Source organism: Agromyces sp. 3263 (genome assembly GCF_031456545.1).
Classification (GTDB): Bacteria; Actinomycetota; Actinomycetes; order Actinomycetales; family Microbacteriaceae; genus Agromyces.
Genome location: NZ_JAVDUV010000001.1, coordinates 1410685 through 1433671, shown reverse-complemented (window position 1 = coordinate 1433671; position 22987 = coordinate 1410685). Strand labels below are relative to the sequence as shown.

Sequence of the window (22987 nt, the reverse complement as noted above, 5' to 3'; positions counted from 1 at the left end):
ACCCGCGAGCAGGCCGCGCGAGGTGACGCGAATCGACCTTCCCGAGCGCCGGAAGGCCGATTCGCGTCATCCCGGCAGCTGCGTGCCCGCGTGCGGCGCGGCGGATGCCGCGTGCTGGGCGGATGCCGCGGCGCCGGCGTGCGCGGGGCAGGCGACGGCGTCGCACGACGCGCACACGACGAGCTGCGTGCGGCACGCGGCATCCGTGCAGTTGACGGTGCGGTTCGTGGCCGCGCCGCACACCGTGCAGGTGCCGATCACGGCGGCGTGGTCGCTGAAGTCGACCGAGCCGCGCCCGTCGAAGACGTAGAGCGAGCCGTCCCACAGCCCGTCGTCGCCGTAGCGCTCGCCGTAGCGCACGATGCCGCCCTCGAGCTGGTAGACCTCGCCGAAGCCGCGGCTCGCCATCAGGCTCGACAGCACCTCGCAGCGGATGCCGCCGGTGCAGTAGGTCACGACGGGGCGGCCCTTGAGCTCGTCGTACTTCCCCGAGTCGAGCTCCTCGACGAAGTCCCGCGTGGTCTCGACGTCGGGCACGACCGCCCCGCGGAAGCGCCCGATCGCCGCCTCGAGCGCGTTGCGTCCGTCGAAGAACACCACGTCGTCGCCGCGTTCGGCCACGAGCTCGTGCAGCGCCTCCGGGGTCAGCCGGGTGCCGCCGCCCACCACGCCCGCGTCGTCGACGCGCAGCTCGCCCGGCGCCCCGAACGACACGATCTCGTCGCGCACCTTCACCACGAGCTTCGGGAAGTCGAGGCTCGCGCCCGCCTCGTCGAGCCCGGTGCCCTCGCTCCATTTGAAGTCGATGTGCTTGAACGCCGGGTAGTCGCGGGTCTTGCGCACGTAGCGCTTGAGCGCCCGCAGCTCGCCGCCGAGCGTGCCGTTCAGGCCGTCCTTCGAGATGAGGATGCGCCCGCGCAGCCCGAGCGACTCGGCGAGGTCGCGCTGCCAGAGGCGCACGGCGTCGGGGTCGGCGAGCGGGGTGAAGACGTAGTAGAGGAGGATCTTGGCGACGGCCACCCCGAGATCATACGGTCGGATGCCGCGAGCCGGCCGAGCGGGTCGGCACCTCCCGGGCGCCCGCCCGCCGCCCGCTCCACGGTGCGCCGCCCGACCCGCGGGCCCGACTCTCCGACCCGCCCGTCAAGGGGGTCGCCCCGGCGCCCCCGCCGCATAGGCTGGCGGCGACCGCAGACGACCACTCCCGAGGAGGATCGCGATGCTCGACGTCGACCCGTACCAGGCACTGCAGGGCTTGCGGCCCGTGGACTCGTTCACCGTGACGAGCGCCGACTTCGAGGAGGGCGGGCCGCTCGGCCGCCCCCAGTGGAGTTCGGCCGCGGGCGGCGTCGACCGCTCGCCGCAGCTGTCGTGGTCGGGCTTCCCGGCGGCGACCCGCAGCTTCGCTGTGACCTGCCTCGACCCCGACGCGCCGAGCGGCTCCGGCTGGTGGCACTGGTCGCTCGCGAACCTGCCGGCGTCGGTGACGAGCCTCGAGGCGGGTGCGGGCAGTGCCGGCGGCCCGCCGCTGCCCGACGGCGCGTTGGTGCTGCGCAACGAGGAGGGCTCGCGCGGGTTCATCGGCGCGGCGCCCCCGCGGGGCACGGGCGTGCACCGGTACCTCTTCGTCGTGCACGCGCTCGACGTGCCGGGCCTCGAGCTCGACGCAGACGCCTCGCCGGCGATCCTGGGCGCTCGGTGCTTCTTCCACGCGATCGCGCGCGGCATCCTGACGGGCACGGCGACGCGCGACTGACCCCGTTCGGCCGGGCGCTCATCCGCGTCCGCGGCAGGCGGAGGCCCATCGGGTAGCGTGTGTGCATCATGCGCCCGATGCCGTTGGAGCCGAACAGTCGCCGTGTCGCCATCGGCTCCCGCCTGCGCGCCGCCCGCCAGGCCCAGCAGCTCACCATCGACGAGGTCGCGCGCATCACGGGGCTGACCAAGGGCTTCCTCTCCCGGGTCGAGCGCGACATGACCTCGCCCAGCGTCTCGTCGTTGATCACCCTGTGCGAGGTGCTCTCCATCTCGGTCGGCTCCCTGTTCGAGGCGCCCGACGTGCAGTTCGTCCCCTCGGGCACCGGGCCGCGCATCAACCTCGGCGGCGTCGACACCGAGGAGCGCCTGCTCTCGCCGCGCTCGGAGTCGCGCGTGCAGGTGATCCGGTCGGTGATCGAGCCGGGCGGTCACGGCGGCAAGGAGCTCTATGCGGTCGCCGCCGACGTCGACGTGCTGCATGTGCTGCAGGGCTCGGTCGTCGTGCGCTTCTCCGACCAGGACTGGGAGCTCGGCCCCGGCGACAGCATCACCTTCAACGGTCACGAGCCGCACAGCTGGCAGGTCGCCGGCGACGGTGGCGCCGAGGTGATCTGGGTGCTCGTGCCGGCGCTCTGGAGCTCCTGACCGCGAGCCCCTCCGGCTCGAGCGCGCGCACGGCTGACCATGGCGGACGTCGCGTGCGCGCGGCATCCGTCTCGATCCGGTCTTGACGCGCGCCCGCATCAGGGCTACTTTGTGTGCAGTCGTAGTTGCCCATGTAGCAACAAAAGATTCACACAAAGCAACAAGCCAAGCAACAAGGAGGTTGCGAGATGACGCAGCCGATCGGTCCCATCGACAGCTCCAAGACCCCTCGCTACGCGGGCCCCGCCGGGTTCGCGCGGCTGCCCCGCCTCGACCAGGTCGAGCATGCCGACATCGTCGTCGCCGGCGTGCCGTTCGACAGCGGCGTGTCCTACCGGCCCGGCGCGCGCTTCGGCCCGACGCACATCCGTGAGGCCTCGCGCCTGCTGCGTCCCTACAATCCGGCGCTCGACGTGTCGCCGTTCGAGATCGCCCAGGTCGCCGACGCGGGCGACATCGTCGCGAACCCGTTCCACATCGGCGAGGCGATCGACGCCATCCAGGCCGCCGCCCTCGACCTCACCGCGAACGGCACGCGCCTCGTCACGCTCGGCGGCGACCACACCATCGCGCTCCCGCTGCTCCGCGCCGCGGCCGAGCGGCACGGGCCCGTCGCGCTGCTCCACTTCGACGCGCACCTCGACACGTGGGACACCTACTTCGGCGCCGAGTACACGCACGGCACCCCGTTCCGGCGGGCGTTCGAGGAGGGCATCATCGACACCGAGGCGCTGAGCCACGTCGGCACGCGCGGCCCGCTCTACGGCAAGAAGGACCTCGAGGACGACCGCCGCTTCGGCTTCGGCATCGTCACGAGCGCCGACGTCTACCGCCAGGGCGTCGACGAGGTCGTCGCGAAGCTCCGCGATCGCATCGGCGACCGCCCCCTCTACATCTCCATCGACGTCGACGTCATGGACCCCGCGCACGCGCCCGGCACCGGCACTCCCGAGGCGGGCGGCATCACGAGCCGCGAGCTCCTCGAGATCCTCCGCGGGTTCCGCGGCCTCAACCTCATCGGCGCCGACGTCGTCGAGGTCGCCCCGGCCTACGACCACGCCGAGATCACCGGCGTCGCCGCCTCGCACCTGGCGTACGACCTGGTCTCGCTGCTCGCGATCCAGCACGAGGCGACGGATGCCGCGGGCAGCGCGCCCTCGGCCGAGCAGCTCCTGCGCGAGGCATCCGTTGTCTGAGTCGATGATCGACGCGCGCGCGGCCGAGTCGGCGGGCACGGCCGACCCGACGGACGCCGCCCCGACCCCCGACGCCCACGTCCGCAACGGCGGCGACGTCGTGGTCGAATCGCTGGCGGCGCTCGGCGTCACCCACGTCTTCGGCATCCCGGGCCAGCACGCGCTCGGCCTGTTCGACGCGATCCGCCGCAGTGAGCTCGAGTTCGTGAGCTCGCGCGTCGAGAACAACTCGGCGTTCGGCGCCGACGGCTACGCACGCGCGACGGGTGAGGTCGGCGTGCTGTTCCTCTCGACCGGCCCGGGCGCGCTCACCGCGCTCGGCGCACTGCAGGAGGCGTATGCCACCGGCGTCCCGGTGCTCGTCATCACGAGCCAGATCCCCCGCCGCGGACTCGGCGGCGCCCGCAAGGGCCTGTTGCACCAGCTCGACGACCAGCAGCAGAGCGCGCGCAACGTCACCAAGTCGACCGCGCTCGTCCGTGAGGCCGCGCACATCCCGTCGGCCCTCGCCGACGCGTGGTCGCTCGCCCAGGCGGCTCCGGCCGGTCCCACGTGGGTCGAGATCCCCGAGGACGTGCTCCTCGAGGCCACCGACGTGCCGCCGGTGCAGTCGGCGATCACGTCGATCCCCGAGCGGATGCCGCGGCCCGAGCTCGTCGACGAGGCCGCCGCGCTGCTCGCGGGCGCCGAGCGCCCGGTCATCCTCGCCGGCGGGGGAGTGCGGCGCTCGCAGGGCGGCCGCGCCGCGCTCGTGCGGCTCGCCGAGGCCCTGGACGCGCCCGTCGTCTCGACCGTCGGCGGCAAGGGCGCGATCCCATTCGACCACCCGCTGTCGGCGGCATCGTGGATCGAGGACCGGTACACGACCGACCTGCTCGAGCAGGCCGACGTGCTCCTCGCCGTCGGCACCGCCATCGGCGAGGTCACGAGCAACTACTTCACGTTCGCGCCGCGCGGCCGGCTCATCCAGGTCGACGCCGAGCCCCGCGTGCTGGGCTCGAACTTCCGGGGCCTCGGCATCCACGCCGACGCCGCACTCGCCCTGTCGGCCATCGCCGACCGGCTTCCGTCACGGCCGACCGAGCACGAGTCGCAGCGACCGGCTGGCACGGCCGACCGCCACGCGTCCGGCGCTCGGGTCGCCGCACGCCTCCGCGCCGACGTCGAGGCCCGCCTCGCCGCGCAGGACCTCGCCGCCGAGCGCGGCCTGCTCGCCGACCTCCGCGCCGCCGTGCCCGCCGACGCCCACACCTTCTGGGACATGACGATCGCCGGTTACTGGGCCTGGTCGGCCTGGGATCCAGAGCGGGGCGAGTTCCACTCCGCCCAGGGCTCGGGCGGCCTCGGCTTCGCGTTCCCCGCAGCGCTCGCCGCGGCGATCGGCTCCGGCCGGCGCACCCTCGCCGTCTCGGGCGACGGCGGCGCGATGTACTCGATCGCCGAACTCGCGACCGCCCGCCAGCACGACGCCGACGTGACCTGGCTCATCGTCGACGACGGCGGCTACGGCATCCTCCGCGAGTACATGACGGAGCAGTTCGGCCAGGCCACGGCCACCGAGCTCGCCGGCCCCGACTTCGCCGCGCTCGCCAGGGCGTTCGGCGTGACCGCCCATGAGGCGACCCTCGAGACCGTGGGCGAGACCATCGCCCGCACCTTCCGCGAGCCCGGCCCCGTTGTCGTGGTCGTGCCCGCCGTGTTGCGCATGTTCGCGCCGACACACCTGCAGTAACCCGACGCACCACCCGACCCTCGACCGAGACCTGACGCAAAGGATCCAACGATGGATATCGCGATCATCATCATCTACCTCGCCGCCATGCTGCTGTTCGGCTGGTGGGGCAAGTCCCGCACCAAGAACTCGAGCGACTTCCTCGTCGCCGGCCGGCGCCTCGGCCCGACGCTCTACACCGGCACCATGGCGGCCGTCGTGCTCGGCGGTGCCTCGACCGTCGGCGGCGTCGGCCTCGGCTACAAGTTCGGCATCTCGGGCATGTGGCTCGTCGTCGCGATCGCCGTGGGCCTCTTCCTCCTCAGCATCCTGTTCGCGAGCCGCATCGCGAAGCTGAAGGTCTACACCGTCGCGCAGATGCTGAAGCTCCGCTACGGCGTGAACGCCACGAGCGCCTCGGGCTTCGTCATGATGGCCTACACGCTCATGCTCTCGGTGACGTCGACGATCGCCTACGCGACGATCTTCAACGTGCTGTTCGACACCGACCGCACGCTCTCGGTGATCATCGGCGGCGTGATCGTGATGCTCTACTCCTCGATCGGCGGCATGTGGTCGATCACCCTCACCGACATGGTGCAGTTCGTCCTGAAGACCATCGGCGTCTTCTTCCTGCTGCTGCCCTTCGCCTGGATCCACGCGGGCGGCTACGAGGGCATCGTCGACCGGCTCGGCGAGGCGGCGTTCGACTTCACGGCGATCGGCGTCGACACGATCATCACGTTCTTCGTCATCTACACGTTCGGCATGCTCATCGGCCAGGACATCTGGCAGCGGGTCTTCACGGCGCGCTCCCCGAAGGTCGCGAAGTGGGGCGGCACCGCGGCATCCGTCTACTGCCTGCTCTACGGCGTCGCCGGCGCACTCATCGGCACCGCCGCCGCCTCGTTCATGCCGGGCATCGAGGCGAAGGACGACGTGTACGCCGCCGTCACCCAGCAGATCCTGCCGATCGGCCTCAGCGGCATCGTGCTCGCGGCCGCCGTCGCCGCGATGATGTCGACCGCCTCGGGCGCGCTCATCGCCACGGCCACGGTCGCCCGCGCCGACGTCATGCCCATCGTGAAGCGGCTCTTCGGTCGTAGCGCAGCGGATGCCGCGGCGAACTCGAATCCCGAGCACGACATCCGCTCCAACCGCCTCTACGTCGTGGTGCTCGGGGTCGCGGTCATCGTCATCGCCGCCATGCTCAACGACGTGGTCGCCGCACTGACGGTCGCCTACGACATCCTGGTCGGCGGTCTCCTCGTCGCCATCCTCGGCGGCTTCGTATGGAAGCGCGCGACCGGGGCCGGGGCGCTCTGGTCGATGGGGGTCGGCACGGTCGTGACGCTCGGCACGATGTTCGTCGTGCCCGGCGGCGTCATGGCGAACGAGCCGATCTACTTCGGCCTCGCCGCCAGCCTCGCGGCGTACGTCATCGCCAGCCTGCTCACCCCGCGCACGCCGGCGTCGGTGCTGCAGATCTGGAACGACCGGCTCGCCGGCCGCGCCGAGCCCGAGGCGGATGCCGCTGAGCCCGACGCCGCGGTCCCGGCAGCGAGCCACGGCGAGCCCATCGCCGCGACGCGGCCCGCAGCGGAATAGGCCGGCGGCCGCACCGAGACGGGAACGGCGGATGCCTCGTGGGGGCGAGGCATCCGCCGTTCCGCCTGTCCGAGCGCCTGTCCCAGCGCGCGCTGCAGGGCGTGTGCTCCGTCAGTGCTTGTTGCCCGTGAGGGCGAGCACCCCGCCGAGGCCGATCATCATGACGCCGCCGGTCGCGGCGAGGTGGGCCGCACGCTTGGGCGAGCGCGCGAACCAGTCGCGGGCCGCGCTCGCCGCGAGCGCCCAGACCGAGTCGCAGAGCAGCGCGAGCACGATGAACACGACGCCGAGCTCGAAGAGCTGCAGGGGAATCGAGCCGGCCGTGAAGTCGACGAACTGGGGCAGCACGGCGACGAAGAAGGCGATGGTCTTGGGGTTGGTGACGCCCACGACGAAGCCCTCGCCGAGCTGGCGCCAGTGCGAGCGGGGGGCGACCTCGCCGTTGACGGCGGCCGCGGCATCCGCTCGGTGCCGAATCGCCTGGATGCCGAGGTAGACGAGGTACAGGGCGCCGGCGAACTTGATGATCGTGAAGATCACGACCGACTGGGCGACCAGCGCACCGACGCCGAGGGCGACCGCCGCCACGAGCGGGATCATGCCGATGGCGTTGCCGAGCACGCTGAGCAGGCCGCCGACGCGGCCGAGCGCGAGCGACCGCCCGATCACGAACAGCACGCTCGGACCGGGGATCACGATCAGCACGATCGACGTGAGCACGAACGCCCACAGGTTCTCCAAGGGGACCACCCGTGCATGCTACTCCGCGGGTGCCGCTGCGCCGGGGCCGGGGTCGTTCCTCCTCGGGCGGGTGCGGCTGCGCTGCCTACTCCTCCTCGGGCGGCGGCGAGATCGCGGCGCCGAGCCGGATGCGGGTGCCGAACGGATCGGCGATGAGCGAGGTGCGCTCGCCCCACGGCTGGTCGGTCGGTTCCTCCATGACGGATGCCCCCGAGCCGGCGAGCTGGGCCGTCACCCGGTCGACGTCGTCGACGTAGAACCAGAGCAGCACGTTGCCGGGGGGAGGCGGGTTCTCGGCGAGGCCGATGCCGAGCGACGAGGAGCCCACCGCCAGCGACGCGTAGACGACGTCGCCGCCTTCCGGCGGGACGGTGAAGGTGTAGGTGACGACTCCGCCGAGCGCGTCGCGGTAGAACGCGAGCGCCGCGTCGACATCGGGCACCTCGAGGATGGGGAACGCGGATTCGATCATGAGGCCTCCTCGACGCGAGGCTACGCCGCGGGTCGGGATGCCGCTACGGTGGCAGTCGTGAGCGACCAGATCTCGGTGAGCGTCGTCGACGGGCTCGGCCATGTGACGCTCGATCGACCCCAGGCGCTCAACGCCCTGAGCTACGCGATGATCCGTGAGCTCACCGGCGTCTTCGAGGCGTGGCGGCACGACAGCGAGGTCGGCGTGGTCGTGATCGACGGGGCGGGGGAGCGCGGCTTCTCCGCCGGCGGCGACATCCGCGAGCTCTACGGGTACGCCGTCGACGGCAATGCGGGGGAGGCCCGCGAGTTCTTCCGCGCAGAGTACCGCCTCGACGCCATGATCGCGCGCTACCCCAAGCCGGTCGTCGCGATCATGGACGGCATCACCATGGGCGGCGGAATCGGGCTCGCCGGCCACGCGGCGATCCGCATCGTGACCGAGCGCTCGCGCGTCGCGATGCCCGAGACGCGCATCGGCTTCACGCCCGACGTGGGCGGCTCGTGGCTGCTCGCCAAGGCGCCCGGCGAGCTCGGCGTGCACCTCGCCCTCAACTCGCGCACGATGGATGCCGCCGACGCGCTGCACGCCGGCTTCGCCGATTCGTTCGTCCCGTCCGAGCGGCTGCCGCACCTCATCCAGGCCCTCGCCGAGCGCGCCGACCCCGGCAGCCCGGCAGAGATCGTCATGCTGTTCGACGAGACGCCCGGACCGTCGGCGCTCGCGCTCGCTCGCGACTGGGTCGACGCCTGCTACTCCGCGCCGACGGTGCACGAGATCATCGCGCGGCTGCGGGCGTTCGCCGATGGGCGCGCCTTCCCGACGCATCCGCTCGACCCCGCGGCGTCCGCCTACGCAGCGGCGGCCGCCGACGAGCTCGAGACGCTCTCGCCGACGGCGCTCACGGTCACCCTCGAGGCGGTGCGCCGCGCCCGCACGCTGCCGAGCCTCGAGGACGCGCTCGAGCAGGAGTTCCGGCTCGTGTCGTGGTTCATCGAGCAGCACGACCTGCGCGAGGGGATCCGCGCCCAGGTCATCGACAAGGACCGATCGCCGAAGTGGAGCCCGGGCACGCTGGCCGGGGTCGATCCGCACCTCGCGGCCCGGGTCATCGAGGCGCAGGTGCACGAGCCCGTCTGGCCCGATCGCCCCGCGGCCTGACGCCCGCCTCGCACGCCGAAGGCACCGCCCGCCCCAGGGTGTCCCTCGCACGGCGCGCCCCGATCGGCAACCCCTGCCGCAGTTCGCGCGCCCCCGGGTATCCACAGGCCCCATTCGATACGGTGGGCTCGTGAAGACCCACCACCTGCGCACCCACCGAAGCGACGAGAACCTGGTCCGCGAGGGGCAGCTCGCCTGGCAGCTGGCCGGGGTCGCGACCGACCCGGTCGAGCTCGACGACGATGTCGTCGACATGGTCGTCAACCGGGTGATCGACAACGCGGCCGTCGCGGCCGCCTCGCTGGCCCGCAAGCCGGTCGTCTCCGCGCGCAGCCAGGCGCTCGCACATCCGGTGTCGATCGGCGGCGACGGCGCCACGGTCTTCGGCGCGGATGCCGCACGCCGCACGTCGCCCGAGTGGGCCGCGTGGGCCAACGGCGTGGCCGTGCGCGAGCTCGACTTCCACGACACCTTCCTCGCCGCAGAATACTCGCACCCGGGCGACAACATCCCGCCGATCGTGGCCGTGGCCCAGCACCTCGCCGCCGCCCGCGGCCTCACCGGCCGCGACATCGTGCGGGGCATCGCCACGGGCTACGAGATCCAGATCGACCTCGTCAAGGCGATCTCACTCCACAAGCACAAGATCGACCACGTCGCGCACCTCGGCCCGTCGGCTGCCGCCGGCATCGGCACCCTCCTCGGCCTCGACCAGGAGACGATCTTCCAGGCCATCGGCCAGGCCCTGCACACGACCACGGCCACGCGCCAGTCCCGCAAGGGCGAGATCTCCACGTGGAAGGCGCACGCCCCCGCCTTCGCCGGCAAGATGGCCGTCGAGGCGGTCGACCGCGCGATGCGCGGTGAGACCAGCCCCGTGCCGATCTACGAGGGCGAAGACGGCGTCATCGCGTGGCTCCTCGACGGGCCGGACGCCTCCTACGAGGTGACCATCCCCGAAGACGGCGAGTCCAAGCGCGCCATCCTCGACTCCTACACGAAGGAGCACTCGGCCGAGTACCAGGCCCAGGCGTGGATCGACCTCGCCCGCAAGCTCCACGACGAGTACCCGCTGATCCTCGACGACCCCGACCGCATCGAGTCGATCACCCTGCACACCTCGCACCATACGCACTACGTGATCGGCTCGGGCGCGAACGACCCCCAGAAGTACGACCCCGACGCCTCCCGCGAGACGCTCGACCACTCGATCCCGTACATCTTCACGGTCGCGCTGCAGGACGGCACCTGGCACCACGCCGACTCGTACTCGCCCGAGCGCGCGCACCGCGACGACACCGTGGCGCTGTGGAAGAAGGTCTCCACGGTCGAGGATCCCGAGTGGACGCGCCGCTATCACTCCAACGACATCGCCGAGAAGGCCTTCGGCGGCCGCGTGGTCATCAAGCTCAGCGACGGGGGCGAGATCGTCGACGAGATCGCGGTCGCCGACGCACATCCGCTCGGTGCCCGGCCCTTCGCCCGTGAGCAATATGTGCAGAAGTTCCGCACCCTCGCGGAGTGGGTGCTCGAGGAGGCCGAGATCGAGCGGTTCCTCGACCTCGCGCAGCGCCTTCCCGAGCTCGGCCCCGACGAGCTCGGCGGCCTCACCATCACCGCGGCGCCGGGCGCGCTCGTCGGCGTCGACATCCCCACGGGGCTGTTCTAGCCATGGCGCGTGCCGACGGCGCGGGACAGGTCGCGCTCATCACCGGCGCCTCGTCGGGCATCGGCGAGGCCACCGCGGTCGAGCTCACCCGTCGGGGGTTCGTCGTCTACGGCGCTGCGCGCCGGGTCGACCGCATGGCGGCGCTCGCCGGCCGCGGCGTGCACGTCATCGAGATGGATGTGACGGATGACGCGTCGATGACGTCGGGCGTCGAGCAGGTGCTGCGCGAGCAGGGCCGCATCGACGTACTCGTGAACAACGCGGGCTACGGGTCGTACGGCGCCCTCGAGGACGTGCCGCTCGAGGAGGCGCGCCGCCAGTTCGAGGTCAACGTCTTCGGTCTCGCGCGCCTCACCCAGCTCGTGCTCCCGCACCTGCGCGCGCAGCGGAGCGGACGCATCGTGAACGTGTCGTCGATCGGCGGCAAGATGTACGAGCCGCTCGGCGCGTGGTACCACGCCACGAAGTTCGCGGTCGAGGGCCTCAGCGACTCGCTGCGCGTGGAGCTCGAGCCCCACGGCGTGCACGTCATCGTCATCGAGCCCGGTGCGATCCGCACCGAGTGGGGCGGCATCTCCGCGGAGAGCGCGCTGACCCGCTCGGGCGACACCGCGTACTCCGCGCAGGCGCATGCGCTCGCGAGGATCTACGGCGTGGCCGACCGCCCCGGCGTCGGGGCCGACCCGCGCGTCGTCGCTGCGGCGATCGGCAAGGCGGTCACCGTCCGTCGGCCCCGCACCCGCTACGCGGTGCCTACGAGCGCGAAGGCCATCCTGCTCGCGCGTCGGCTCCTCAGCGACCGCGCCTTCGATGCCGTCATCACGCGCGCCTACGGCATGCGCTGACGCCCGTCGAGCGGATGCCGCGTGCGGGGCCTGCTGCGCTCTCCGCCCTGCCCGCTGCATCCGCTCCGCCCTGCGGCATCCGTTCGGCCCTGCGGCATCCGCTCGGCGCTGGGGCATCCGCTCGAAGCTAGGCTGGATCGGAGGAGGCCCACCATGCTCTACGCCCAGACTCCCGCCCACGAGAAGCGCCGGCTGTTCCGCGAGCGCCTCGCCAGCGGGGAGATCATGCGGTTCCCGGGTGCGTTCAACCCGCTCTCGGCGCGGCTGATCGAGCAGAAGGGCTTCGAGGGCGTCTACATCTCGGGCGCGGTGCTCTCGGCCGACCTGGGTCTGCCCGACATCGGCCTGACCACGCTCTCCGAGGTCGCCGGCCGGGCGAAGCAGATCGCGCGCATGACCGAGCTGCCCGCGATCGTCGACGCCGACACCGGCTTCGGCGAGCCGATGAACGTGGCGCGCACCGTGCAGGAGATGGAGGACGCCGGGCTCGCCGGCCTGCACATCGAGGACCAGGTGAACCCGAAGCGCTGCGGGCACCTCGACGGCAAGCAGGTCGTCGACGAGCACACGGCGCTGCAGCGCATCCGCGCCGCCGTCGACGCTCGCCGAGACGACAACTTCCTCATCATGGCGCGCACCGACATCCGGGCCGTCGACGGACTCGACGCCGCCGTCGACCGGGCGAAGAAGCTCGTCGACGCTGGCGCCGACGCGATCTTCCCCGAGGCGATGTCGTCGCTCGAGGAGTTCGGGGCGATCCGTGCCGCCGTCGACGTGCCGCTGCTCGCGAACATGACCGAGTTCGGCAAGAGCGAGCTGTTCACGGTGCGGCAGCTGGCGGACGTCGGCATGAACCTCGTGATCTGGCCCGTGTCGCTGCTGCGCCTCGCGATGGGCGCCGCGGTGCGCGGACTCGACGAGCTCGAGGAGACCGGCTCGCTCAACGGCATGCTCGGGCAGATGCAGCACCGTGCCGACCTCTACGAGCTCATCGACTACGAGGGCTACAACCACTTCGACACGTCGATCTTCAACTTCCGCGTCTCCCGCTGACCCCGCGGCATCCGGGACCGCGCCACCTGCACGGGTTGAGGACGTGTTCGGGGCATCCGGACCCGTGCAAATGCCCCGGACGCGTCCTCAATCGGCCGGAAACCACGGCGAGAATGACGGCCTGCCGTGCCAACCGCGCCGGTGGAGGTTCCTGACGATACGTTCGACGAGTCGGCGCGGCCTTCGCAGGTCGGAGTTCGTGATCTCCATCACGTGGAAGCCGAGCGACTCCAGATCGGACTCCCGGGTGCGATCGCGTCGCCATTGGACCAGATCCGTGCGGTGATGGTCGCCCTGGTACTCCAGCACCTCGGCGAAGTCACGGAACAGGAGGTCGACCCGCGCGACGAGTCGGCCGTGATCGAACACGACCGGGTTCACCGCCGGTCGGGGAAGGCCGCCGAGCACCACGATCGCGCGAAGCTCCGATTCCTTCGGCGACTCCGACGCTCCGTCGATCAGGGAGTGGGCAACATCGAGCTTGGCGCGCTGCCGGTGATCCGGATACCGCTCGACCGCCGAACGGAGGGCGGCGGTGCTCGCGGCTCGCGCCCGAACGGCCCAGTCCGCGGCGGCCACCAACTCGGGCACGGAGAGGATGACGGCGAGATCGCACCAGGTGCGGGCGACCGAGGTGACCGGCACGCCGCCGCGGTCGACGACGTCCTCCTCGTGGAGGCGGAGGCTTCGACCGCGAACGCCACGACGGCGCACGGCGCGTCCGGGGCCGGGCGTCCCGATGTCCAGTTCCGCGCGGGCTCGTGCACGGGCCCGAGGCGGGAGCGGCATGCCGTGCAGCTCCGCCGCGGTGGGTCCGCAGACGAACGCGCCCTCGCGGCACACGAGGAGCGCGCTGCGACAGCGCTCAGCGAGCGATGCTCCCAGGGGCATCCGGATTCCTCTGATCGATCGATCGAGGTCGCCGGCTCTGAGGCGGTCGACACTCACGCCGGCATCGAGCGCATCGGCAGTGGTGAATCCGCGGGCGGCCAGTTCAGGAGGCAGCGGGGTCGGGCGGGGCACGCACCGATGGTCCACCTCCGTACGGTTGACGGCGGTCGTCCGCTCGGCGCTGCGGCGGCGTACGCGACCCGCAGAGCTGTTGAGGGAGGGTGCGCGGCATCGGGGCCGGAGAGCGCACTCCGGAAACGAGTAGGCTGATCCGGCACGGCGACGAAGGGGACGCACTTGGAAGAGCGAGAGATCTACAAGGGCCTGGCCGGCGTGCCGGTCGACTACACGGCGGTCTCGAAGGTCAACCCCGAGACCAACTCGATGCTGTACCGCGGCTACCCGGTGCAGGAGCTCGCGGCATCCGTCACCTTCGAGGAGGTCGCCTACCTGCTCTGGTACGGCGAGCTTCCCGACGACCGTCAACTCGCCGAGTTCGAGGAGCGCGAGCGGTCGCACCGCGGCCTCGACCACGAGGTCAAGCGCATCATCGACGAGCTGCCCCTCACCGCGCACCCGATGGACGTCGTGCGCACTGCGGTCAGCGTGATCGGCGCGAGCGACCCCGAGACGCCCGACGACTCGCCCGAGGCCAACCTCGACAAGGCGATCCGGCTCTTCGCGAAGCTCCCGTCGATCGTCACCTACGACCAGCGCCGCCGGCACGAACTCGAGTTCGTCGAGCCGCGCGACGACCTCGGGTACTCGGCGAACTTCCTCTGGCAGGCGTTCGGCGAGGCGCCGGAGCTCGCGGTGGTGACGGCGTTCGACGTGTCGATGATCCTCTACGCCGAGCACTCGTTCAACGCCTCCACCTTCACCGCGCGCGTCATCACGTCGACCCTCGCCGACCTCTACTCCGCGGTCGTCGGCGCCATCGGCGCACTCAAGGGCCCGCTGCACGGCGGCGCCAACGAGGCGGTCATGCACGCGTTCGACGAGATCGGCATGGGCGAGGGCAGCGCCGAGCGCGCCATCGCCTGGCTCGACGACGCGCTCGCGAACAAGCGCAAGATCATGGGCTTCGGCCACCGCGTCTACAAGAACGGCGACTCGCGGGTGCCGACCATGCGCGATGCGCTCGAGCGCATCGTCGAGCACTACGACCGCCCCGACGTCCTCGACCTCTACGTGGCCCTCGAGACGGCCATGGGCGAGCGCAAGAACATCAAGCCGAACCTCGACTACCCCTCGGCGCCGGTCTACCACCTCATGGGCTGGGACACCGCGACGTTCACGCCGCTCTTCGTCGCCAGCCGCGTCACCGGCTGGACCGCGCACATCATGGAGCAGGCCGCGTCGAACGCGCTCATCCGCCCGCTGTCGGTCTACGACGGTCCCGACGAGCGGCACGTGCCCGCCAAGGGCTGAACGGATCGCACAACAGCAGCTCGCGGCATCCGCCCGCCCGCTGTGGCGACCCGCCAAGGTGGAGGTTCCGTGCGCGGATCCGGCCTACAGTCGTGGACTATGCACATGTTCTTCCGCACGCTGCTGCACGTGCTGTTCCTGTCCCGTCGCAAGCCCGACCTCGGCCACTACGACGTCGCGCGCACGAACTTCATCACGCTGCCGACCGACCTCGACATCAACCGGCACATGAACAACGGCGTGTACTTCTCGATCATGGATGTCGCGCGCTTCGACATGCTCGTGCGCAACGGCGTGTGGCGGGCGTTCCGCGCGAAGGGCTGGTACCCGGTGGTCGCCAGCGAGACGATCACGTTCCGCAAGTCGCTGAGTCTCTGGCAGCGGTTCACGATCGAGTCGAAGGTCGTCGGCTACGACGACAAGGCCGTCTACATGGAGCAGCGCTTCGTGCGCCCCGGCCCCGACGGCGAGGCCGAGGTCTACGCGCAGGGCTTCATCCGGGCGCGGTTCCTCCGCAAGGCCGGCGGCACCGTTCCCGTGTCCGAGCTCATGGCCGAGTTCGGCGCGATCGAGGGCCAGGGCATCCCCGAGTGGATCGAACGGTGGGGCGCGGATGTCGCACTGCCGGCGACGAAGGCCAAGGCGCCGTCGCTCTGGTGACGGCCGGCCCGCGGCATCCGCTGAACTAGGACCGCGCCTTCGCGGGCACGACCACTTCCTTGATGATGAGCAGGATGCCGGCGGCCACCGGGATCGCGACGAGCGCGCCGGGCAGGCCCGCGAGGGTGCCGCCGGCGAGGGCGGCGATGAGCACGATCGAGCCCGGCACCTGCACCGCCTTCGACATGACCCTCGGCGTGAGGATGTACGCCTCGACCTGCATGTAGACGAGCATCGCGGCGAGCACGATGATGCCCGACAGCGGCGAGACGAACAGCGCCAGCACGGTCATGACGATGGTGGTCAGCACCGTTCCGATGAGCGGGATGAGCGTGATGAAGAACGCGGCGACCGCGATCACGAGCGCGTACGGCACCTGCGCGATGGTCAGCACGATGAAGCTGAAGACCGCGTTGAAGAACGCGAGCACCACCATGCCGCTGAGATAGCGGCCGACGTTCTGCATGATCCGCTCGGCGTACCCGACCACGCGCTCGCGGTGCGAGGCCGAGATGAGCGTGTAGATGGCGGCCTTCGAGGAGTCGAGCGTCGCGATGAAGTAGATCGTGAGGATGAAGATGAAGAAGCCGGTCGAGATGCCGCCGACGATCGCCAGTCCCACGTTGAGCGCGCCGCCGCCGATCGTGGCCCACGTGTTCGGGTCGCTGATGAGGCCCACCACCCAGTTGTAGACGGTGCCGATGATGCCGCCGGTGCCCGCCTGGGCGTCCTGGAACCACTCCTGCGACTGCAGGTGCTTGTACATGTCGGGCACCTGCTCGACGAACGTGACCGCCTGCGTGATCACGAGCGGCAGCACGATCCAGAGCATGCCGGCGATCACGAGGATGAACAGGATGATCACGGTGAGGATCGCGACGCCGCGCTTCATCCCGCGCCGCTGGAACCACCGCACGAGCGGGTCGAGGCCGAGCGTGATGAACCCGGCCGCGAACACCGAGAAGAGCACGCCCCCGAGGCTGAGGAGCGTCCACGCAAGGGCGAGGCCGAGGAGCACGCCGATCGTGGCGATGAACGCCCAGACGAGGGGCCGTTCCGACATGAAGTTCCTGCCGCGGCCGCGGTCGGTGCTGCCTGCGCTGCCCGTGCTCTGCTCGCGGGCGCGCCGCTCGATGCTCTTCACGGCGTCAGTCTAGGGGCGCGGATGCCGCGGGCCGCCGAAGCGCGCAGGCCGCCGCCGGGGCTCCCGAGCTCCGTCGCTGCATCCGATCGCCGACGGCCCGCCGTCGTTCGCCGTCGCCGGCCGGCGCGGCGCTCAGCCGTGCGTCTCGGCCGGGACGTGCAGCCCCTTGTAGTGGTCGGCGAACGCCGGGTAGTACGTCTCCCAGTCGGGCAGGGGCCGGCCGGCCTTGGCGGCCATGAGCCGGTCGAGGTAGTAGTCCCAGCCGGGCCCCATCGTCGCGGCATCCGCGGTGTTGGAGAGCCGCTGCCCGAAGGTGAGCGTCGTCATGCCGGCGGCCTCACGCAGGTGTGCGAAGACGCGGATGCCGGTGGGCGCCGGCCCGGAGTCGGCGAGGAAGCGGTGCGGCGGGGCGCACTCGAGGATGCTCACGTTCTGCCACTCGGCGCCGTCGCCCTCGAACGTCATCTGGAAGCGGACGCCGCCCGTCTCGGGCCGCCCCGTGTAGGTGCCGATCCACGCGCGCATGGCGTTGGGATTGGTGAGGGCGTACCAGACCTCCTCGATGGGAGCGTGGAAGAGGCGGTCGAACTGGAGGTAGAGCCCGTCGGGCTTCAACGTGTAGTGGCCGGTCGGTTTCGCGGTCATGGCGCCCCCTGCTCGTCGTGGATCTCAGGCTAAACCCGGCGTGCGGCAAACCACTAGAGTTGCGCCATGGGATCAAGTGGGGGCGCCAAGCGCAAGCCGAATCATCCGTCGGGCGGGCAGTCGTCGAGCACGCGTCAGGCGACGACGACCGCGCAGCATGAGGAGGGCCTGAACATCACCGAGGGCAAGTCGGGCCTCTGGGGCTTCCTCGCCGGCGTCTTCGTCTTCGCGCTGATCGCCGTGCCGCTGTCGGCCTCGTTCGCGTTCGCGACGCATCCCAGCACCCAGCAGCTCTTCGCCGGCCGCCTCGACGAGATGTCGCCGGGCGGCTACATCGCGTTCTGGTGGGTCGTCACGATCTTCCTCGTGGCGCTGCCGTTCCTGGTGGGCTACGCCATCGCCCGGCTCTCGGGCCGCTCGGTCGCGATCGTCGGCGGCATCATCGCCGTCTTCGTCATCGCGATCCTCGTCATGGGGCAGATGTTCATCTTCTGATCGGCCCTCCGGCCGACTTCCCTGACCCGCCTGCGCCGTGCGCCGGCGGGTCAGTCCGTCTCGGCCTCGAGCACGGCCATGGCCGCATTGTGTCCGCCGATGCCGCTGACGGCGCCGCCGCGCACCGCGCCCGAGCCGCAGAGCAGGATGCGCGGATGGCCCGTCGCCACGCCCCATCGGTCGGCCGGCGTGGTGAGCGCGGCGCCGTCCTCGGCCCACGGCCACGACAGCGGTCCGTGGAAGATGTTGCCACCGGGCATGCGGAGCGCCTCCTCGAGGTCGAGGGTGGTCTTCGTCTCGATGCAGGGGCGGCCGGCGGCATCCGTCGCGATCACGTCGACGATCGGCTCGGCGAGCAGCGAGTCGAGCGAGGCGAGCACGGCGGCCTGCAGGCGATCGCGCAGCTCGTCGTTGGAGAACCGCTCGAGCAGCCGGTGCGGCACGTGCAGGCCGAACACCGTGAGGGTGTGGGCGCCCGACGCCGCGAGTTCGGGCGACAGGATCGAGGGGTCGCTCAGCGTGTGGCAGTACACCTCGCAGGGCAGGGGCGAGGGGATGCCGCCGCGCGACGCCGTGGCGAAGGCCGCGTCGAGCTGCGACTCGAGCTCGTTGATGTGGAACGTGCCCGCGAACGCGGCCTCGGGCGCGACCTCGGAGTCACGGAGTCGGGGCAGCCGGGTCAGCAGGAGGTTGACCTTGACCTGCGCGCCCTCGGGCTCGGCGAGGCGGCGCAGCCGCTCGCGCACGACGGGCGGCACCGGCAGCGGGTCGTTCGGGCGGAACGCCGCCTGGTCCCGCGGGGCGATCGTGGCGGCATCCGTCGCGGTGGCGGCCTCCGAGCGGCGTGCGGCGACATCCGTCGCCCCCGAAGCGAGCAGGCGATCGAGCACGACGGGCGCGACGTTGGCCAGGAGCACCTCGGCCTCGACGACGTGCTGAGCGCCGTCGAGCGAGTAGCGGACCCGGCCGTCGGGCTCGACCGCGAGCACCTCGGCGCCGGTCACGAGCTCTGCGCCGGCCCCACGCGCGGCCCGGGCGAGCTCGCCCGTCACCGAGCCCATGCCGCCGACCGGCACGTCCCAGTCGCCCGTGCCGCCGCCGATGACGTGGTACAGGAAACACCGGTTGGCGTCGAGCGACGGGTCGTCGAGGTCGGCGAACGTGCCGATGAGGCCGTCGGTCGCGACGACGCCGCGCACGAGGTCGCTCGCGAACCGCTCATCGATCGTGCGGCCGAGGGGCTGCTCGATCAGGGCCCGCCAGGCCTGGTCGTCACCGACCAGCTCGCGGGCCTCGGCGCGCGTGAGCAGCGGCTCGGTGAGCGTCGGGAAGAGGCGTTCGGCGATCCGGCTGGTCTGGTCGTAGAAGGCGTTCCACGCGTCGGCATCGGCTGCGGCGCCGACTCTGGCGAACGCGGCAGCGGATGCCTCGGGCGTCGCCTCGCGGTCGACGAGCAGGCCGCGCGACGGCTCGGCCGGATCGGGTGTGTACGAGGAGTAGCGGCGCCGCACGAGCCGGACGTCGAGGCCGAGGTCGTCGATGATGCGCTGCGGCAGCAGGCTCACGAGGTAGGAGTAGCGGGAGAGCCGTGCGTCGACCCCGTCGAACGCCTGCGCCGACACGGCGGCGCCGCCGAGGTGGTCGCCGCGCTCGAGGAGCAGCACGGAGCGTCCGGCGCGGGCGAGGTAGGCGGCGGCGGTGAGGCCGTTGTGTCCGCCGCCGAGGATCACGACGTCGTGGGGCATCCCACGAGCGTACGTGATGGTGCGAAGGGCGAGCGGATGCGGCATCCGCTCGCCCTTCGCCCGCTCGATCACCTCGGAAGGCGACTGCCTCAGGCGGCCCGGCGCATCGCCCGCACGCCGAGTCCGAGGCCGATCGCGCAGGTGGCGACCGCGGCGATCACGGCACCGACCACGGCCGGGGCGCCGAAGTCGCCCGCGAGGAGCGCCCGCTCGCCGGCGACGAGGTAGCTGAGCGGGTTCACCGCGGCGGCGACCTTCATCCAGTCGGGGCCGTCCTCGAGCGGCAGCAGCATGCCCGACAGGATCATCAGCGGGAACAGCAGCGTCTGGTGCACCATCCAGAACATCCAGTCGCGGTTCCGGCAGGCCAGCGCCAGCCGGTAGCTGAGGGCGCCGAAGCCGACGCCGAAGATCGCGAGCACGACGAGGCCCGCGACGAGGCCCGGCACGTCGAGCGAGAACCCGAACGGCACCGCGACGAGCACCACGATCGTGCCCTGGATCACGAGCGGCACGACCTCCTTGAGGGCGCGGCCGACGAGCAGGGCGCTGCGGGACAGCGGTGCGACGAGCGTGCGCTCGTGCGAGCCCGTCTGCATCTCGAACAGCAGGTTCGCGCCGGTCGAGGCCGTGCCGAACAGCGCGACCATGACGAGGATGCCCGGCACGAACCACTGCAGCGTGCCGGCGACGTCGCCGCCCGACGCGCCGATCAGCAGGGGACCGAACAGCCCGAGGAAGACGAGCGGCTGCACGAGCGAGAAGATCACGCTGAACGGGTCGCGCACGAGTGGCCGCGATTCGCGCGCGAACACCGTGGCGGTGTCGTGCACGAAGCCGGTCGGGCGAGCGGATGCCGCGGGCCGGCCGGTCTCGGTGACCGTGGCGGATGCGGCGGGGCTGATGGTGTTCATGAGCGGTTCCTTTCGGATCTGAGTTGAGTGCGCGCCGAAGAGCAGGAATATCTGGGCGACGCGCCGGCTGCGCCGGAGGAGTCCGGATGTCGCAACGGCGTGTCTTCCTGCATCTCGGTGGGCGGTGGTGGAATCAGGCGGCGGCGGCGGCGGGCTCGGCGGATGCGGCGGCGGCCTCCTCGCGGAGGCTCCGGCCCGTGAGCGCGAGGAACACGTCGTCGAGTGTGGGCTGGCGGTGGGTGGCGGCGACGACCTCGAGGCCGGCATCGGCGAGTTCCCGGATCCAATGTGGAAGCGCCCGGTCACCGTCCGAGACGGTCAGCGTCACCACCCTGGGGTCGGAGCCCGTCGCGCCGTCGACCGACCCGCCGATCCGCGCGGCCGCGGCCGCGGCATCCGTCGCCGAGGCGAAGGCGAGCGTCACCCGGTCGCCGGCGAGCGACTCCTTGAGCGCCCAGGCGGTGTCGTCGGCGATGACGGCACCGTGGTCCATGACCATCACGCGCTCGGCGAGCTGATCGGCCTCGTCGAGGTAGTGCGTGGTGAGGAAGATCGTGGTGCCCGTCGTGCGACGGAGGTCGACGATGTGCTCCCAGAGGTTGGCCCGGCTGTGCGGGTCGAGCCCCGTCGACGGCTCGTCGAGGAAGAGCAGTTCGGGGCGGTGGATGAGGCCGAGGGCGATGTCGAGCCGGCGCTTCTGGCCGCCCGAGAGCGACTGCACCTGCCGGTTCGCCACCTGGCCGAGCTCGAGCGACTCGACGAGTTCGGCGGCGCGGGCGCGGCGCTCACGGCGACCGAGTCCGTAGAACGCGCCCTGCGCGTGCAGCTCGTCGCGCACCCGCTGCGTGTGCCCGCCCGAACTGCCCTGGCCGACGTAGCCGATCCGGCGGCGCACGCCGGCCGGGTCTCGCCGGATGTCGCAGCCCGCGACGGTCGCCTCGCCCGCGGTGGGCGGCAGCAGCGTCGTCAGCATGCGGAGGGTCGTCGACTTTCCGGCGCCGTTCGGGCCGAGGAAGGCGACGAGCTCTCCGGCTCCGACGGAGAGGTCGACGGAGCGGACGGCCTCGACGACCTGCCCCTTGGAGCGGAACGTCTTGGTGAGGCCTCGGGCGGTGATCATCTCGTTCGTTCGGTTGTGGTTCGTCATGAGGCCAGTCTTCCGAGATATCCGGTCACTTCCTGTCCGCATTGCGGAGATACTTGGGACATGGCCGCGACCACCTCCAGGACGCTCGAACTCCTCTCCCTGCTGCAGAGCCACCGGCACTGGCCGGCGCACGAACTCGTCGACCGCCTCGGCGTCTCGGAGCGCACGCTGCGGCGCGACGTGGAGCGCCTGCGCGAGCTGGGGTACGCCATCGAGTCCATGCGGGGGAGCGCAGGCGGCTACCGACTCGAGGCCGGAACCGGGCTGCCGCCGCTGCTCCTCACCGACGACGAGGGCGTCGCGATCGCCGTCGGCCTGCGCTCGCAGGCGACGGCCGGGCTGCGCGGGGCCGAGCACACCACGCTCAGCGCGCTGGCGAAGATCGAGCAGGTGCTGCCGCCCGCCCTGCGCCGACGCATCGACGCGCTGCAGTCGCACGCCACCGTGGGCGCGGGCACGCGCGAGTCATCCGGCCGCCCGGCGCCCGAGATCGACACCGAGCTGCTCGGGCTGCTGGCGCTCGGGTGCCGTGACGCCGAACGACTGCGATTCAGCTACACGGATGCCGCGGGCGAGTCGACCTCGCGCGTCGTCGAGCCCTACCGGCTCGTGCCCGTGGCCCGGCGCTGGTACCTGCTCGCGTGGGATCGCCAGCGCGAGGACTGGCGCACCTTCCGGCTCGACCGCATCAGCGACGTCTTCCAGACGAGGGTGCGGTTCGAGCCGCGGCCGATGACCGACGAGGCGGCACGCCGACGGGTGGAGACCGCGCTGCGGTATCGCGACCGCAGCGTCCGTGCGCGCGTGATCGTCGACCTGCCGCGAGCCGAGTTGATGGAGCACCTCGGGCCGTATGGCCGCGACGTGGTGGCCGACGGTCCCGCCCGCTGCGTCTGGCCGCTCGAGGCGGACGGGCCCCAAGCCCTCGCGATGGCGCTCGTCTGGCTGCCGCCGGGGGCGGGCTATCGCGTGGAGGGGCCGCCCGAGCTGCTCGACTTCCTCACGGCGCACAGCGCCCGGCTCGTCGCCGCGGTCGAACCGACCGCCTGAGCCCCG

Annotated in this window: 22 protein-coding genes; 13 read left to right on the top strand and 9 right to left on the bottom strand. The window is 71.6% G+C overall.

All coding sequences use genetic code 11. From position 1 onward, the window contains the following. Nucleotides 1-66: 66 nt before the first annotated feature. Entirely contained in the window at nt 67-1020 is a 954-nt protein-coding gene (locus tag J2X63_RS06555) for a rhodanese-related sulfurtransferase (RefSeq protein WP_309975323.1), read from the bottom strand. 199 nt (nt 1021-1219) lie between these two features. Here J2X63_RS06555 and J2X63_RS06550 point away from each other — a divergent pair, with 199 nt between their 5' ends. The 5 genes from J2X63_RS06550 to J2X63_RS06530 all read left to right on the top strand — a co-directional run bounded on the left by J2X63_RS06550 (nt 1220) and on the right by J2X63_RS06530 (nt 6918). Then, nucleotides 1220-1756 carry a YbhB/YbcL family Raf kinase inhibitor-like protein gene (locus tag J2X63_RS06550; protein WP_309975320.1) on the top strand — a complete coding sequence of 179 codons (537 nt, stop codon included), beginning with the start codon at nt 1220-1222 and terminating at the stop codon, nt 1754-1756. A 68-nt stretch (nt 1757-1824) separates the two neighbouring features. Next, nucleotides 1825-2403, top strand: a complete 579-nt coding sequence (locus tag J2X63_RS06545) for a helix-turn-helix domain-containing protein (RefSeq protein WP_309975318.1) — start codon at nt 1825-1827, stop codon at nt 2401-2403. A gap of 188 nt (nt 2404-2591) precedes the next feature. Beyond that, nucleotides 2592-3599: an agmatinase gene (speB, locus tag J2X63_RS06540; protein WP_309975316.1), complete on the top strand. Its 1008-nt coding sequence runs from the start codon at nt 2592-2594 to the stop codon at nt 3597-3599. A gap of 4 nt (nt 3600-3603) precedes the next feature. Beyond that, nucleotides 3604-5331, top strand: a complete 1728-nt coding sequence (locus tag J2X63_RS06535; RefSeq protein ID WP_309975315.1) for a thiamine pyrophosphate-binding protein — start codon at nt 3604-3606, stop codon at nt 5329-5331. A 51-nt stretch (nt 5332-5382) separates the two neighbouring features. Further along, entirely contained in the window at nt 5383-6918 is a 1536-nt protein-coding gene (locus tag J2X63_RS06530; protein WP_309975314.1) for a sodium:solute symporter, read from the top strand. A 111-nt stretch (nt 6919-7029) separates the two neighbouring features. Here the strand turns inward: J2X63_RS06530 and J2X63_RS06525 are convergent, their stop codons facing one another. Then, entirely contained in the window at nt 7030-7668 is a 639-nt protein-coding gene (locus tag J2X63_RS06525) for a LysE family translocator (RefSeq protein WP_309975313.1), read from the bottom strand. Nucleotides 7669-7744: 76 nt separating this feature from the next. Next, on the bottom strand, nt 7745-8131 hold the full coding sequence (locus tag J2X63_RS06520; RefSeq protein ID WP_309975311.1) for a VOC family protein: 387 nt from the start codon (nt 8129-8131) through the stop codon (nt 7745-7747). Between the two features lie 57 nt (nt 8132-8188). On the opposite strand from J2X63_RS06520, the gene J2X63_RS06515 reads away from it, so the two are divergent. From J2X63_RS06515 to prpB, 4 genes are all read left to right on the top strand, one after another. Then, complete coding sequence (locus tag J2X63_RS06515) at nt 8189-9292, top strand: enoyl-CoA hydratase/isomerase family protein (protein ID WP_309975309.1); 1104 nt, start codon at nt 8189-8191, stop codon at nt 9290-9292. A 130-nt stretch (nt 9293-9422) separates the two neighbouring features. Further along, the gene (locus J2X63_RS06510; protein ID WP_309975307.1) at nt 9423-10961 is read left to right on the top strand and encodes an MmgE/PrpD family protein; all 1539 of its coding nucleotides are present in this window, start codon (nt 9423-9425) and stop codon (nt 10959-10961) included. 2 nt (nt 10962-10963) lie between these two features. Next, nucleotides 10964-11806 (top strand): oxidoreductase, encoded by an 843-nt coding sequence (locus J2X63_RS06505; RefSeq protein WP_309975305.1) that lies wholly within the window; start codon nt 10964-10966, stop codon nt 11804-11806. Nucleotides 11807-11959: 153 nt separating this feature from the next. Beyond that, nucleotides 11960-12859, top strand: coding sequence for a methylisocitrate lyase (gene prpB / locus J2X63_RS06500; protein ID WP_309975304.1), 900 nt, complete (start codon nt 11960-11962; stop codon nt 12857-12859). An 87-nt stretch (nt 12860-12946) separates the two neighbouring features. Here the strand turns inward: prpB and J2X63_RS06495 are convergent, their stop codons facing one another. Further along, nucleotides 12947-13750 carry a hypothetical protein gene (locus J2X63_RS06495; RefSeq protein ID WP_309975302.1) on the bottom strand — a complete coding sequence of 268 codons (804 nt, stop codon included), beginning with the start codon at nt 13748-13750 and terminating at the stop codon, nt 12947-12949. Nucleotides 13751-14047: 297 nt separating this feature from the next. Here J2X63_RS06495 and J2X63_RS06490 point away from each other — a divergent pair, with 297 nt between their 5' ends. Next, nucleotides 14048-15181 carry a bifunctional 2-methylcitrate synthase/citrate synthase gene (locus J2X63_RS06490; protein WP_309975300.1) on the top strand — a complete coding sequence of 378 codons (1134 nt, stop codon included), beginning with the start codon at nt 14048-14050 and terminating at the stop codon, nt 15179-15181. A gap of 105 nt (nt 15182-15286) precedes the next feature. Beyond that, a complete protein-coding gene (locus J2X63_RS06485; protein ID WP_309975299.1) occupies nt 15287-15841 on the top strand; it encodes a thioesterase family protein in 555 nt (184 codons plus the stop codon). Nucleotides 15842-15866: 25 nt separating this feature from the next. On the opposite strand, the gene J2X63_RS06480 is transcribed toward J2X63_RS06485, so the two are convergent. Both J2X63_RS06480 and J2X63_RS06475 read right to left on the bottom strand, forming a co-directional pair. Beyond that, on the bottom strand, nt 15867-16985 hold the full coding sequence (locus J2X63_RS06480) for an AI-2E family transporter (RefSeq protein ID WP_309975298.1): 1119 nt from the start codon (nt 16983-16985) through the stop codon (nt 15867-15869). A gap of 132 nt (nt 16986-17117) precedes the next feature. After that, on the bottom strand, nt 17118-17630 hold the full coding sequence (locus tag J2X63_RS06475; RefSeq protein WP_309975295.1) for an SRPBCC domain-containing protein: 513 nt from the start codon (nt 17628-17630) through the stop codon (nt 17118-17120). A 66-nt stretch (nt 17631-17696) separates the two neighbouring features. Between J2X63_RS06475 and J2X63_RS06470 the strand changes: the two genes are divergently transcribed. Next, nucleotides 17697-18125 carry a hypothetical protein gene (locus tag J2X63_RS06470; protein WP_309975293.1) on the top strand — a complete coding sequence of 143 codons (429 nt, stop codon included), beginning with the start codon at nt 17697-17699 and terminating at the stop codon, nt 18123-18125. A 50-nt stretch (nt 18126-18175) separates the two neighbouring features. Here the strand turns inward: J2X63_RS06470 and J2X63_RS06465 are convergent, their stop codons facing one another. The 3 genes from J2X63_RS06465 to J2X63_RS06455 all read right to left on the bottom strand — a co-directional run bounded on the left by J2X63_RS06465 (nt 18176) and on the right by J2X63_RS06455 (nt 21931). Continuing rightward, nucleotides 18176-19870, bottom strand: coding sequence for an NAD(P)/FAD-dependent oxidoreductase (locus J2X63_RS06465; protein WP_309977835.1), 1695 nt, complete (start codon nt 19868-19870; stop codon nt 18176-18178). Between the two features lie 89 nt (nt 19871-19959). Next, nucleotides 19960-20784 carry an ABC transporter permease gene (locus J2X63_RS06460; protein WP_309975292.1) on the bottom strand — a complete coding sequence of 275 codons (825 nt, stop codon included), beginning with the start codon at nt 20782-20784 and terminating at the stop codon, nt 19960-19962. Between the two features lie 133 nt (nt 20785-20917). Next, the gene (locus J2X63_RS06455; protein ID WP_309975290.1) at nt 20918-21931 is read right to left on the bottom strand and encodes an ATP-binding cassette domain-containing protein; all 1014 of its coding nucleotides are present in this window, start codon (nt 21929-21931) and stop codon (nt 20918-20920) included. A gap of 60 nt (nt 21932-21991) precedes the next feature. On the opposite strand from J2X63_RS06455, the gene J2X63_RS06450 reads away from it, so the two are divergent. After that, the gene (locus J2X63_RS06450; protein ID WP_309975288.1) at nt 21992-22981 is read left to right on the top strand and encodes a transcriptional regulator; all 990 of its coding nucleotides are present in this window, start codon (nt 21992-21994) and stop codon (nt 22979-22981) included. Nucleotides 22982-22987 lie beyond the last annotated feature (6 nt).